The organism is Gimesia panareensis, from assembly GCF_007748155.1.
GTDB lineage: Bacteria > Planctomycetota > Planctomycetia > Planctomycetales > Planctomycetaceae > Gimesia > Gimesia panareensis.
Window position 1 is genome coordinate 2530046 of sequence record NZ_CP037421.1, and the last position, 13876, is coordinate 2543921.

Sequence of the window (13876 nt, forward strand, 5' to 3'; positions counted from 1 at the left end):
TGTATCGACAGGAGTTATCATGGCCAAGATCACTGGAAAACAGATTATCAAATCAGTCCTGTTTACCGCCGCGGGGGCGGCACCGGGGGTCATCTGGATCATCAATGCCGGGACGACGCAGTCGATTGTGATTGCCTGCCTGGGCGCAGCCGTGGGGTTCGGTCTCTCTCTGCCTGGAGTTTCAGCGGCACGCGTGGCCGGGGGAACGGTCGGTGTGATCGCTGCCAGGAACGCCCCCCTGTCCATGCAGGATAAGATCCTGGATACCTTCATTGGCGAAGGCGAGACTCCTGAAAACGAACAGGAATCGGAAGAAAATCAGCGCGGGGATTCTGCTGGTTCAACTGCCTGAAGCGTGCGTTTATTGACCACGGACGGCACGAACATTACGAAATGGAGCTTATCGGGAGCAAACCACCGGACAACAGGTGGGGCGGTACTCATCCCAGGCTACTTGCTTAAAGTGTAAATCAGCATCTCGCTCTGTGAATCTGATTGACTTCGTCTTTTCTTCAGTTATGATTCACGGGATATATATGTCCACATCTCAGTGGCAGCTCTATCGGTCCGCCAACCGACCAGTCAGGTCGTTAGCCGAAAGGTCTACTCCGATGAGACACATTCGTCGTCACACTCAGCGTCGTATCATCGCCCTCGCAGTGCTTCTTGGTGTGTTTGTCTCTACTTCGATCGCGACTGCTCAACAAAATAAAAAGACGGAGCTCAAGGAACACTACGTCTTCGAATTTGTAAGGGTCTTCTACGTCAAGGAGGGCACAGGTGCGGTCTCTCCCATTGACGTCAATAAGAATAGTGTTCCGGATCAGGTGGAAAACGTTGCGAAACAGGTCTGGGCGGCTCATCAACTCTTCTGCCGCGCTCTCGAATTTCCTGATCCTTTTGAAAGTGAACGATACAAAGGGGTCAACTGCATTCAGGTCAGCATCCGGGATCGTAAGGAAATGGGGGGCCTGAACGGTATTGCGTTCTCAAGTGCGCAGCGTGCTCGAAAAATTCCTGAAGGCACTCCCAAAGACCGCTGCATCGTGATGGCGATTTCCAGTCAGCTGGACCCTACGAAAAATGTGACTCCCACACACGAAACCTTTCACCTCATTCAATATGGCGCGACGAACTTCAAAAACGCCTGGTTTCTGGAAGGAATGGCACGCTGGGCGGAACATGCGACAGGCAAGGAGGGAATCGGCGAGATCAAATACTCTCCCAAAGGTCCCTGGCCGCAAATACCGGCTCATCTTGCACAATTGCCTAAAATGGGTTCTAAGTCCGAGCATGTCCTGTGGAACCCGATTGCTGCCTGCACAGACCGAGACGGTTTTCTCTCGGGCAAAATGCTGGGGAAAAAACTGGCCAGTCTCAGCTATGCTGATGGCACTCCTGTTCTCAGGGATCGCTTTCTTCAAGGTGGGAAAGTGATGCGGGATATCATCATCGAACTGAGCAAGATGGATGACATTGCGTTCAAAGACCTGAAGCTTGAAAAATGGACCGAAGAGAATCACAGAGCTCTGGAAAATAACCCTTATATTTACAAAGCGGTGATGGATGCCCTGCGCAATCAGGGGGTTAAAGTAGGCCCATACGAAATACCGGAAGAACTCAAACGTTAGCTGACGAATGAATTGGGATACGTTGGTTTTTGAGTCACCACGGTCGGCACGAATGGCACGAAATTTCAGGATCGGTTCCTTTTTGAATCGCTGGGAGGCAACTTTTGCTGTGAATTACAGGTCCTGATAGTGATGCCCCAGGAACCCAACCGGGGTGGATCGTCGCCTGGCGGGCGGCCACACAGGGCCGCTCCCTACGATTTGACTGGACGGCTCTCCTGCTGCTTTACTGGTCGGTTACTCTGTCAGTTTCCTGCTCGCTGCGCTCAGCCCGAATTACATTCGGGCTTACCCCTGGTTTTCTCGCCCCGGATCTGCAGTATCATCCGTTTCTACACAGATTATTTCTTCAGCACGGTATCGAACAACTGATAGGCTTTCTGGCGTTGTGCTTCCGGGAAGTTGTGGTCGCAGTCAGGGTGGTCGATGACCAGTTTGCCTTTGGCGCCGAGCAGGTCATAGATGGGCGCAGCACTGGCGGCGCACTTGTCGACGCTTTTCCAGCGGAAGTTGGAGTCGTGCAGGGGTGCGTTGACGTAGACCGGGCGAGGGGACAGGGCGCCGAGCAGTTCGGGGAAATCGAAGGGAATCTGGTCCAGTTTGCCGCGGTAGTCTGACATGCGGGGCATGTAGCGGATCTGGCACCAGCCTTTGCCGAAATACCAGACGCGTTCGGCACCGTCATAATAGTCGGGATAGGAATCGAAGCCGCAACTGCTGACGATGGCGGTCACGCGGGGATCGAAGACGGCGGTGTAAATCGCATTGTGGCCGCCCAGGGAATGGCCGATATCGCCGACGCCCCGGCTCATGTCGACATAGTCCAGGGAAGCGAGCAGGTCGATGGCCCGGGAGTTGTCCCAGATCGCTTTCATGGTGCCGCTGACGAAGCCGAGTTTGCCCAGGTTGGGCCAGTAATTCGCCAGGTGCGGGTAGGCGGGGGAAATCGTGACATAGCCGCGTTCGGCGAGCTCGGCGCCATAATTTCGTCCGGCACGGCCACCCAGTCCGAGGGCGACTTTATGGCCGACTTTGTTGTCGGTGGGATGCAGACAAAGCACTGCGGGGACCTTGTGGTCTTTGCTCGCGGCATGCGGAATACAGAGGTAGGCAGGCGTGCGGGAATCAGGGCCGGACTGGTAGGTGATCAGCTGCCGCGTGTATTTTTCGAGTTTGACCTCTTCGATGACTTCGACATTCAGGGGGACGCGCTGATCGTCACCGGGGAATGGACCCATGACCGTTTCCATGCCGCGAATGATTTCCTGTCGCCGTTTTTGCCAGTCAGCGGGCGTCTGCACTTTCTGCACTTTGCCTGCTGCATCATGATAGAGGCGCAGGTCATAGGGATTGAGCCGCTGTGACGATTCCTGTGCCAGGAGTGAGGCAGACAGTAAGGCAGGAAAAACCAGTGTGACGATGATCATTTTCTTGAGAACCGAGATCATGGGTAGCTCCTTGGCAGGGCGGGTCGACTTAGACGGCAGGGGAGGTAACAGGAACGGTCTATTTTCGAGTCGCTACATTCGTGTCACGTTCAAAAGTAACGACTGTGAGAGGATGATTCAAGCGGGTTGGCCGTTACCGGGAAAACAGAAACGGCACGATACATACCGGATGTATCGTGCCGTCCTGAATGGGATCAGAAACTGAGTCACGTTCCTGATGTGATTATTTCTTGTGTGCCTTGTGACAGGCCGCACAGGACCCGGTCATTTTCTTGAAGGCGGCACTGGCTGCTTTCAAATCTTTCTGCTGGCACGCCTTGAGGACGGCAGCACTTTCCGCCTGGAGGGTCTTTGCGGCCCCAGCCCATTTACCATCTGGACAACGTCCGTCTGACATGAGCAGAAAGCCCATTTCGTTCAGGCAGGCGGCATGGCAGGCAGCGGTGTCCCAGGCCTTCTCATCAGCGGGGCCATCCCCTTTGAGCAGTTTCCCCAGGCCGGCACAGTTGGGCTGCGTGATGCCCCGCATCAGATACTTTGTTTCCGCGGGCCGGGTCTTGCCCTGCTTGACCTGTGCAGATGCATGCGTGCCCAGGCAGACAATTCCCAACGCCGATAAAACAATCCCCGTCACAATCATGAAATTTCTTGTCATGTCTTCTTCTCTCCTGAAATAAAACGTTCAAAGGAAAAAGCGAAATGGTACTCGCGACCATGAAGCCATTGGTGATTTCACATCTGCGTTCCACTGTTGTCTCAGATTGACAGCTCTAATTTGCACACTATTAAGATATAAGGATATACTTATATTATTTGATGACTATTTTTCTCTGTTGTCAAGGACTCAAACGAAAACGGGGTGTATTTTCATGAGACCCTCATGAAGTGCTGCGCTCTCTGTCTGACTGTTCGTACAATTAGAAGAACAGGAGAGTACAGACCATCGATTTGAGGTCTCAGGCCGTTGAACCGCGTGAAACAGACGAAACCTGCTGTGCGCAACACCATGAAACGGTTAGTATTCAAATCAATGAACCTGAAAGAACCGCCTGCCAGGGCTCAGGTCTGACTTGATTCCTCAGTTCGTGAACAGAGACAACTGCCATGTTGAAGCACATCATCGAAAAGCGTCTGCCCCTGTTTGTAGAATTCTTCAGTGCCTTTGTGCGCTATTCCTCTTATGTGCGGGAGGTCTTCGTGGCGCTGCTGCTGATCCTGCTAGTGGGAGCGGTGTTGCTCTGGCGGCTGGAAAGCCTCAGCTTTGGAGACGCTGTCTATTTCACCATGATCACCGGGTTGACAATTGGTTATGGTGATATCACGCCGGAAACGCCGCTGGGGAAACTGGTCAGCGTCGCCATCGGACTGGTGGGGATGGTTTTCGTGGGCCTGATTATTGCCATCGCGACCCGGGCGCTGAACGATACGGCGAAACGCCATTTTGATCTGGAACAGGATATCTAGAAGTGGTTTCATAACTTATTAAGTAAGGTGAACACGCACGCGAGTTGTGCGAATCCTAAAAACAAATGACTGTATCGTTCATATCGTATTACCAGACGACGAAAGTTGAACAGCCAGCTGATGGTGCGTTCGACTTTCCAGCGGCGTCGATATCGCCGCAGAGCACGCCCGTCTTGCGTCGCTGGTTTCACACGGTTCTTGCGATGCGGACAGATCAGCTCTATCTGCCGTTCCGCCAGCTCTGTGCGCAGGGGATCGCTGTCGGCCGCACGATCATAAATCAGGCGATCGGGGTCGCGTGGCAAAACTCGCTGGTCCAGCAGGGATTCAATCAGCTTCACCTCTGCCGGAGAGGCACTGGCACGATCCAAAGCGAGAGGGAGCCCGTTTCCGTCGACCAGCAGCATAAGCTTGGTTCCCTTTCCCCGTTTTGTCTTTCCGACATCGGCGCCCCTTTTTTTGCGGGGCAGAATGTGCCATCCCCGAATGCTTCCGACCAGACAACCAGCTTCCGGCGGTCTAAGTGTTCGAGCAATCGCTGCCACGCTTCCAGGAAGACACCGTCTTCGGTCCATTCCTTGAAACGCCGCCAGCAGGTGCTGGGAGATGGTAAAAATGTTGGTAAATCTTTCCATCGGGCACCGGTCCTTAATACCCAAAGGATTCCTTCGAGGCACTCGCGGGCAGCCACTCTGGGCCGCCCTCCGGCTGCGTTTACCGGTGGTTCTGGAAACAGATCTTTGATCAGAAGCCATTGCTCGTCCGAGAGTTGTGGTTTTGGTTCCGTCCTGGACCCGGTAATGTTGCGACCTGTGGCAGGTCGTGACACGCGGGTCATGGTCATAATGAGACCTCCTTTCGAGGGAGGTACTCGTACAAATACTATACCAAACTGTTCACGTAGTTTTGGGTTTTGAAACTACCTCTAGTCTTGCAGCCTACTTGAGGTAGTCTTTCAGTTTGAAATGGACGAAGGGGCGTTTGTAGGCTTCGTCCTGCTTCTCGGCGTAGGAGACCCAGAATTCCAGTGCGGTGGCGTCGTAGATGACATCCAGTATATTCCCCCCCTTGATGGGAATCTGGCAGGCGATATCCCGCATTTCATGCGCGCCGATCTTGCCGTACACTTTCTGCAGCGGCTGAAACGCGCCGCGACCTTCGTCCTGATAGACGAGGTCTTTCATCACAGCCGGGGCGAGTTCATCGCTGGGATCGTTGTCTTTCCAGATCACGAGATCGGGGGCGTGGGCCAGCATCTTAACGGCACGCCCGCTGGTTCCGTCGCCGACCACGTAGTGATATTTTTTGATCCGCTTCGCCTGCTGGAACTGGTCAATGGCCTGATCGAGGTTCTGCGCATCGTACATGACCTCGCGAAACAGCGTCGTGAAATGGACGCCGTTCATGTCGAAGGGATAGTCCTTGCCGGGGGAATCGCCCATTTCCGAGAGCACGATGCCTTTTGCATTCATACCGGTATTGGCACCGATGAAGCCGGCGAAGGTGATATTCACATGGGGCGTGCCCTGTTTGGGAATGTAAACCGTGATGCAGGGATAATCCTGCACGCCCAGATTCATGGTCCAGTCGAGATTGCGCGTCTGATAGAGATGGCCGTCCTTCGTTGCAGATCCCCAGGCGGCGATACTGCTGCAGGAATAATCCATGACGACGGGCAGGGCATGCGCCCGCTGCAGCGTTTTTAAATCGATCCCCGATCCTTCCGCGAAGCCGCGGAGTTCCTCTTTAAACCGGGGGTCGGTATGCGGTGCGATGGCATTCCAGGCAGCATCCAGACTGGCATCCGAGGCGCGTTCGGGTCCTGCCGCCTGCACTTTCTTCATCAGGGAGAGGATCATTTCCGTCGCTTCTGTGCGGATCAGTTTTCCCTGTTGCTTCCCCATTTCATAAGGGGTGCCTTTGACGACCACTACCGGGATGCGATCGGAGCCGGTGCCGATAGAGGTCAGATAGCCTTCTGCCGACAGGGTCTCAGTGAAACAGAAACAGGCGAATGCCAGAACGATGGTCACCAGTAAGCAGCGGCGCATGGTGGTTTTCCCCGTTTGAAAGCGAGTTAAAAGAATGAAGTTCAGAAATGGGTGAATCGGAGAGGTCCCCGCTTCGATCTGTTATTTTAATCAATCTGGTGGGCAATACCATCACTGATTGCTCGTTTTACGCTGATTGCAATATTCTTCTGTCGGATCGAAGTCAGCTGTTTGCGCTGATGTCTGCGCGTCCAATCCATTCATAAAGCACGGGAAGTAGTACCAGTGTCAGGAACGTCGATGAAATCAGGCCTCCCACAATCACTATGGCCATCGGGTGCTCGATTTCGTGTCCCGGCAGATTCCCAAACAGGATTAAGGGTAACAGGGCCAGTGCGGTGCTGGACGCGGTCATCAGAATCGGGATGAGACGTTCGGAGGCTCCTTTTAAAATCAGTTCCCGGTTCAGGCGCAGGCCCTCGGTCCGCTGCAGATGCTGATAATGACTGATCAGCAGAATTCCATTCCGGACGGAGATGCCAAACACCGTGACAAAGCCGACCAGCGATCCGAGAGAGACATCACCTCCCGCCAGCAGCACGCCGGCAATGCCTCCGACACAGGCCAGGGGAACGCTGAGCATGACCATCGTCGCCAGACGAATCGATTTCAGATCCAGATACAACAGGATAAAGATGCCGACCAGAGCCACGCTGCTCATCAGCAGCAGTTGCTGCCGGGCTGCGCTGCGGGCGGTATATTCTCCTCCATATTCGACGTGATACCCGGCTGGCATGGCTGCTGTGAGTGGCTGCAGTTTCTGCTGAACCTCCTCCATCAGGCTGGTCACATCTCTGCCGTGTGCATTGCAGGTGACCAGCAGCCGGCGACTGGCCTGTTCCCGATTGATGGCGTTCGGCCCGTCCACCAGTGCGATACTGGCGACGGCCTCCAGCGGAATTGTTTCATTGGCGGGTGAGTCGACCAGTAAGCGTCCCAGGCTGGTCGGACTGCTTCGTATTTCCGGCGCAGCACGGACCATGACATCGAATGCCTGATCCTGTTCATAGACCTGCCCCACGCGGGTACCACGGAGCAGGGTCTGAATATCCTGGTTTAGTTTCCCGACAGAAAAACCGTATTGTGCCGCGTCTTGAGGTCTTAACAGGATACGAATCTGGGGGACGTCCACCTGTTGTTCAATCTGCAAATCTGCGATGCCTTCGATCTGTTTGATGGCGGCGAAAATAGTACCTGCCTGACCGCGGAGGGTATTGAGATCCGGACCGTTGACCTGAATCACCATATCCGCTGTCGTGCCGGTAAGCACTTCATCGATGCGTTCCCGGAGAAACTGCTTGACCTGAAAAACATGTCCCGGCACCTCTTCTACACTGTTTCTGATCTGATTAAGCACCATATCGTAATCGGCCTGATCATCGAGGGCGACCCAGATCTCACTGATATTGGGTCCCCAGGTGTCTTCGGACAGATTAGCACGTCCGATCTGCTGTGCGACGCTGGCCACGCCCGGTATTTCCTGCAGGCGGTCTGCGACATGCTGACCGACGCGGACTGACTCCTGCAGTGATTCTTCCGGTGTTCCTGCCATGAAGACGACAAAGTTGGATTCACGAAAATTCGGTAGAAATTCTCCTCCCAGATAAGGGACTGTGGCGAGCGTCCCCAGCATGAGCAACGCCGTAGCAGAGACCGTTGTCTTGCGAAATTTCAGAAAGAGAGGCAATACGCGGCGATAGAGGGCACTCAACAGACGGACTAACAGAGGATCACGATGCGCCGTACGGGCAGTGCGAGGAAGCAATGTCAGACAGAGAGCAGGTGTGACCGTCAAGGCGACTCCGAGAGATACCAGGATCGCAGAAATATAGGCCAGCCCCAAGGGACGGAAGAACGTACCGGCCAGACCTCCCATGAAGAAGACCGGCAGGAAGACCAGTACGACGATAAAACTGGCATACACGACGGCGCTGCGGACTTCCAGTGAGGCGTCCAGCACAACCTGCCGGGCGGGGCGCGGCTGTGCCTGCTGTGCATTTTCCCGCAATCTGCGAAGGACGTTTTCCACATCGACGATGGCGTCGTCTACCACCTCGCCCAGGGCAATCGCCAGGCCGCCCAAGGTCATGGCATTCAACGAAGCGCCGCATCCCCGTAGCACGAGAATCGCCCCCAACAGAGAAAGGGGAATTGCGGTCAGACTGATTACAACCGTCCGCCATTGAAACAGAAAGGCGATCAGAATCAGGATCACCAGTCCGCAACCGATCAGAATCGCCGTGCTGAGATTGCCAATCGCCCGCTCGATAAAGCTGGCCTGCCGAAACAGCAGCGGATGCAGTTCGACTCCTGCCGGCAGGGTCTGACTGAGCTCTGCGACCGCCTGCTGGACGTCATCTGATACCTGCAGCGTGTTGAAAGAGGGTTGCTTGTGAATGAGCAACAGTACTCCCGGCTGACCGTTGATCGTGGCATCGCCGGGCTTATCGGCTGATCCAACGGTAACGTCAGCAACATTACCGAGGGAGATGGGGACTCCGCTTTCGAGCAGGACGGGGACGGCTGCCAGATCGGCCGGTGACTCAATCCGCGTCCGTTGCTGGATCGAGAGTCGCTGGTTGGGCGTCTCTACATAACCGGCTCCTCCGAACCCGGTTGCCTGTCGTGCCGCCTGGGTGACCTGATCCAGCGAAACGTTATAGCGTTGCAGACGCTGCGGATTGACCAGGACCTGATACTGTTTGACGTCGCCCCCGAAGACTTCTACAAAAGCGACGCCGCGGACGGCCTGCAGTCTGCGGCGGAGTGTCCAGTCGGCAATGGTCCGCAGTTCCATCAGCGAAGCCGTTTCGGAGGTCAGCCCGATCATCAGCAGGCGACTTGTAGAGGCAGCCAGCGGTGTCATGCGGGGAGAATCAACCGTGGTCGGGAGCTGCGTTGCCACCTCGTTCAACCGTTCATTGACCAGCTGTCGCGCGTCGAGAATATTGGTTCCTTCTTCAAAGATCGCTTTCACCACCGAGAGACCGGGAACCGATGAAGAGCGGAGCGTTTTAATGCGGCTGACACCATTAACGGCCGACTCCACAGGGATCGTCACCATCTGTTCCACTTCTTCGGTGGAGAGGCCGGGGGCTTCGGTCTGGATCACGATCTGAGGCGGAGCGAATTCGGGAAAGACATCCCAGGGTGCGGTGCGGATCGCATCGGCGCCTACGATGAGCAGCACCACTGCGAGCAACAGCACGACCAGTCGAAAATCCAGAGAAAACCGAATCAGGCGGTCCAGCATATCAGTCGTCATCCTCAGCCTGGAGATCGCTTTTGAATTCTTCGCCATACAGCGACTGGACGCCACTGGTCACGATGGTCTCACCCTGTTTCAACCCACGCATGATGGAAATGGTCTCTGCATCGCCGGGACCAGTTTCGACCATTTGACGTCGAAAATGCTCCGGATCGATCTGCAGATACACCCAGGCATTTCCCATCCCGTCCCAGATGAGGGCAGAACGGGGAATCGTGGCCTGCATCTCTGTCTTTCCATGCGGGATCTCCATCAGCAGCGACTGCCCGGGGCGAAGTTGACCGCGTGGGTTTTTCAGACGGTAATAAATATCGACGGTTCTGCGCCCCGGTTCTGTAGGTTGCGGATGCATCACCCGCTCGACCTGTTCTACAGACAAGGTTCCGGGTAAGACTGCATAGGCTGGATTCTCATGTGGAATTCCGGGTAAATCGCCTTCGAAGATCGGCACTTTGATCCACAGCGTCGACCAGTCTTCAATCGTCCAGAGCGGATCTCCCTGGACGACCAGTTGGCGAGGGACGACATGCATTGTGGAAATCAGACCAGTCAGCGGGGATTTCACCGGAACCGATTTCAGATTCAAAGAATCGGCATAGGGCTCTGACGGCAGAAACGGCAGTTTTTCCTGCGCTTCTTTATACGCGACCCGGTTCCGCTCGATGATCTCTTTCAACTCCAGGAGTCGTTTTCCTGCAACGATCGAAGTACTGCCGCCCCGTTCCAGCTTTTCCAGTTGTTGCTCAGCAAGACGTTGGGAAACGAGCGCCTGATTCATGACCAGATCTGCTTCTTCCTTGGCAACGACTAATTGTGCTGCTTCCTGTGGTGAGAGAAATATCTGCAGCGACCCCAGCGGGGCGTCCTGCGAGACAGCCGTGCCCACTGTCATTTTTGATTCCCCGATTGCGGGCAGGTAAAACCCGGTCGCAGCTGCTTTCACCACGGATTGCTGGCCAGGCGGGACTACCAGCCAGCCTAACCTTTCCCACATCTCCTGTTGCGGGCTTGTCGTGACCTTACCAGTCACGATTCCGATTGCAGCCTGCGCATCCTGATCGAGATGCACGACTCCCCGAGTCCTGGCTGCCTGTTCGGGCGGCTCTTCGACTTCGGCTGCTTCCTCATCCGGGCGCTCACAGCCAGCCAGAACGCAGAGGAGCAGAAATAGCAGGACGTGTTTCTTTCGCATGCGAGTTTCTTCAATCAGCTGATAAAATTCATACTTTTGATCACTTTTATCATACAGGGAATCGGGGCCGAAACACAGTATTCAGGGCTCATGGGCAGGTCCGTACGATTTCAGGCTTGCCAATCAGGGGAAGATCCGACATCTCTATACGTCCTCTATTTCGAACCTTCCGGCTGCACTTGTTCCGCCTGCTTTGCTCTTGCTTCTGCTTTTTCTTTCGCTTTGAACGCAGCATATAACTTTTCTTTCTCTTTGAGCGCAGCATCTAAATTTTCGCTGTTTTTCATTGTATAATTTACCGCAGGAGCAGTCAGAACGACTAATATTGCAGTGATTATAGTTGAGAGTAGAGTGTCCAACACGTGTCCCGTGCCCATTGACGTTAAAGTAACAAACAATCCCCATAGAACCAGAAAAGCCATGAGGCCGATCGAGATCCGAACCAACCAGATATTGTCGACTAAATACGTGACAGCAATCACAACCAGAACAAAAACCCCAATATAGGTGATGAGAATGGCAAGCATGCTTATTATCATCTGTTTCATTATCAGTCCTGTTTGACTGGTTGCCGGATTTTTTAACCACGAAAGGCACGAAGTACACGAAATGATTCTGACATCTTTTGTAACAGAGAACCAGTCCGAAATGTGCAAAGCCGTAGATTGCTGAACTCACTTTACTGCCTGAGATACACCTCGCCTTGCTGGAGCCAATGCGTATGATGGTTGGGATTTGCGATTCTTTTCGAGCGGGAGCGTTTACCTGGTTTATGGGATTGCACTGACAGTTTCCTGCTCGCGTTGCGCGCCCCATATTGTTGAGCGTCCGTGTTCATTGCCATCTGATATCCCATGATTCGTTATGCGGGACGGTGTGCTAAATCGTGACTTTAATGGTTTTAAGCGGGTGTTATGCGGTAAAAAACGGTAAATACTTGACCAGAAACGGACTGCATTGATGAGTAGTTGTTTTTCAAATCGTGCTGAAACCAGTGGGTTTTATAGTGTGTTTGTGACATCGGTTCTGAATGCTCCAGTGAAAAAGTAGTGTTTGCTCGCGCGCGCGACGCAGAACAAGGCATTCTGGTCAGGGGCAGGTGCGAGTCCAGTCCAGTTTATTCAGTGTTGAGGGAGGAGATGTGAAGTCAAAATTGTTCAGACTTGCGGCACTGTCGGGGAGTGGGTTTGAAGTAGGAAACCGTTCTCTGATCGGCACTGTCGGGCCAGCCCAATACTGTTCGGCACGATATTTGCGCACTGTCGTCTGGTAGTATAGAATACTGCCATAACGACAGGAATCAGCATGGCCAATCAACAGACTAATAGCATCGAAGCATGTGACATCACCGGTCTTAAGTATCTGGATCGGGTGCTCCCGCTGTTTAAACGACTGCGTCCCGAGGGAACCGAACGTGACAAAGCCGGTAACCGGCAACTGTTTTATGATCAGTATTGCGCACTGCAGTTACTGTACCTGTTCAATCCGATCGTGACTTCTTTACGTGGATTACAGCAGGCCAGTGAGCTCAAAAAAGTCCAGCGAAAACTGGGGTGCCCGCGGTCTTCTCTGGGATCCCTTTCCGAAGCGGTTCGGGTCTTTGACCCTGAACTGCTGCGGGAAATTGTAGGCGAACTGATTGAAAAACTGCCTGCCCAGAAGCCGCAGGATCGGCGTCTCCAGGATCTGGCTCAGACGCTGACTGCCGTGGATGGCACGTTCCTCAAAACACTGCCACAGATCACTCAGGCCTGTTTTTCAACCCGCCAGGACAAAGGCTGGCAGCTGCATACTCATTTTGAAATACTGCGGGGAATCCCCGTGCGCATGGATCTGACAGATGCCACCGGTCGCAAAGACGGTAATGAAAAATCCATGCTGACTAACGTGCTGGAAAAAGATCGTTGCTACATCCTGGACCGTGCTTATGAAAAATATGCCCTGTTTAATGCAATTGTGAATGCCGGCAGCAGCTACGTGTGTCGAATTCGCGGTGATCACATTTTTGTGGAACAGGAATCCCGTGAATTAACCGCAGAGGCCAGGGCAGTGGGAGTGCTGGAAGATCAGGTAGGGCACCTGGGGTCTCCCAAGTCTCGGAGAATAGAACACCCCGATCATCCGGTGCGTCGGATTACTGTCAAAGTCACTCCGCATCCCCAACGGGGAGGACGGAGACGGGAGGGGGCAGGCCAGGATCTGGTTGTGGCAACCAGTCTGCTGGACGTGCCTGCTGAGATCATTGCGCTGATCTATCAGCACCGCTGGCAAATTGAATTGTTCTTTCGTTTTTTAAAGCATGTACTTGGCTGTCGTCACCTGCTGAGTCAGAACCCGCAGGGAATTCAGATACAGACTTATTGCGCGATGATCGCCTGTCTGTTAATCAGTCTGATTACAGGGAAAAAGCCGACGCTCCGAACATATGAAATGCTGTGTTTCTATTTCAGTGGCCTGGCGGATGAGGATGATCTGATCAACCACATCAACCGTCTGCAATCCCACGAAACCAGATAGCACAGGACTCCTCGCCCGACTGCTGACTGTTGGTGACGAGATGATTCATGCTGCGCTGTTCGAAAGATTTCATAGCCGTGTATGAGCCATGACTGAATGAGATCTTCAAACAAAACTTCTAAAAAATACAGCTCATAAGAGTTAAGCTGCAATCCACAATCAACTGCAAACCGTGAGCCGAACAGTATTGGGGCCAGCCGACAGTGGCACCCGGCCGCTCAGAGGGTAGGGCTGTTTGGGGACATTTGAAACGTTGCTCTGACGGATTCCTGTTCGCTGCACTCACCCCGAATTGCATTCGGGGT

The 13876-nt window shown here is 53.9% G+C and carries 11 protein-coding genes; 4 read left to right on the plus strand and 7 right to left on the minus strand.

Annotation, left to right across the window (positions count from 1 at the left end; genetic code table 11):
- Window positions 1-19: 19 nt before the first annotated feature.
- The gene (locus tag Enr10x_RS09330) at window positions 20-352 is read left to right on the plus strand and encodes a hypothetical protein (RefSeq protein WP_145108741.1); all 333 of its coding nucleotides are present in this window, start codon (window positions 20-22) and stop codon (window positions 350-352) included.
- Between the two features lie 133 nt (window positions 353-485).
- A complete protein-coding gene (locus tag Enr10x_RS09335) occupies window positions 486-1631 on the plus strand; it encodes a hypothetical protein (protein WP_145448853.1) in 1146 nt (381 codons plus the stop codon).
- Between the two features lie 341 nt (window positions 1632-1972).
- Here Enr10x_RS09335 and Enr10x_RS09340 read toward each other — a convergent pair whose 3' ends face one another.
- Window positions 1973-3079 (minus strand): alpha/beta hydrolase, encoded by a 1107-nt coding sequence (locus Enr10x_RS09340; protein ID WP_197997547.1) that lies wholly within the window; start codon window positions 3077-3079, stop codon window positions 1973-1975.
- 223 nt (window positions 3080-3302) lie between these two features.
- Window positions 3303-3734 (minus strand): cytochrome c, encoded by a 432-nt coding sequence (locus tag Enr10x_RS09345; protein WP_145108735.1) that lies wholly within the window; start codon window positions 3732-3734, stop codon window positions 3303-3305.
- 449 nt (window positions 3735-4183) lie between these two features.
- Between Enr10x_RS09345 and Enr10x_RS09350 the strand changes: the two genes are divergently transcribed.
- Window positions 4184-4543 carry a potassium channel family protein gene (locus Enr10x_RS09350; protein ID WP_145108731.1) on the plus strand — a complete coding sequence of 120 codons (360 nt, stop codon included), beginning with the start codon at window positions 4184-4186 and terminating at the stop codon, window positions 4541-4543.
- A gap of 8 nt (window positions 4544-4551) precedes the next feature.
- On the opposite strand, the gene Enr10x_RS09355 is transcribed toward Enr10x_RS09350, so the two are convergent.
- The 5 genes from Enr10x_RS09355 to Enr10x_RS09375 form a co-directional block, all read right to left on the minus strand.
- Window positions 4552-5381, minus strand: a protein-coding gene (locus Enr10x_RS09355; RefSeq protein ID WP_390621349.1) for an IS5 family transposase whose coding sequence is annotated in 2 segments (ribosomal slippage) — window positions 4552-4991 and window positions 4991-5381 — 831 coding nt in all. Because the reading frame shifts where the segments join, the coding sequence is not laid out codon by codon here.
- Between the two features lie 100 nt (window positions 5382-5481).
- Window positions 5482-6594 (minus strand): C45 family autoproteolytic acyltransferase/hydolase, encoded by a 1113-nt coding sequence (locus tag Enr10x_RS09360; RefSeq protein ID WP_145108728.1) that lies wholly within the window; start codon window positions 6592-6594, stop codon window positions 5482-5484.
- A gap of 163 nt (window positions 6595-6757) precedes the next feature.
- Window positions 6758-9847: an efflux RND transporter permease subunit gene (locus tag Enr10x_RS09365; protein WP_197996554.1), complete on the minus strand. Its 3090-nt coding sequence runs from the start codon at window positions 9845-9847 to the stop codon at window positions 6758-6760.
- Window position 9848: 1 nt separating this feature from the next.
- Entirely contained in the window at window positions 9849-11054 is a 1206-nt protein-coding gene (locus Enr10x_RS09370; RefSeq protein WP_145448854.1) for an efflux RND transporter periplasmic adaptor subunit, read from the minus strand.
- Between the two features lie 155 nt (window positions 11055-11209).
- Window positions 11210-11602 carry a hypothetical protein gene (locus Enr10x_RS09375; RefSeq protein WP_145448855.1) on the minus strand — a complete coding sequence of 131 codons (393 nt, stop codon included), beginning with the start codon at window positions 11600-11602 and terminating at the stop codon, window positions 11210-11212.
- A gap of 757 nt (window positions 11603-12359) precedes the next feature.
- Here Enr10x_RS09375 and Enr10x_RS09380 point away from each other — a divergent pair.
- A complete protein-coding gene (locus Enr10x_RS09380; RefSeq protein ID WP_145104144.1) occupies window positions 12360-13571 on the plus strand; it encodes an IS4 family transposase in 1212 nt (403 codons plus the stop codon).
- Window positions 13572-13876 lie beyond the last annotated feature (305 nt).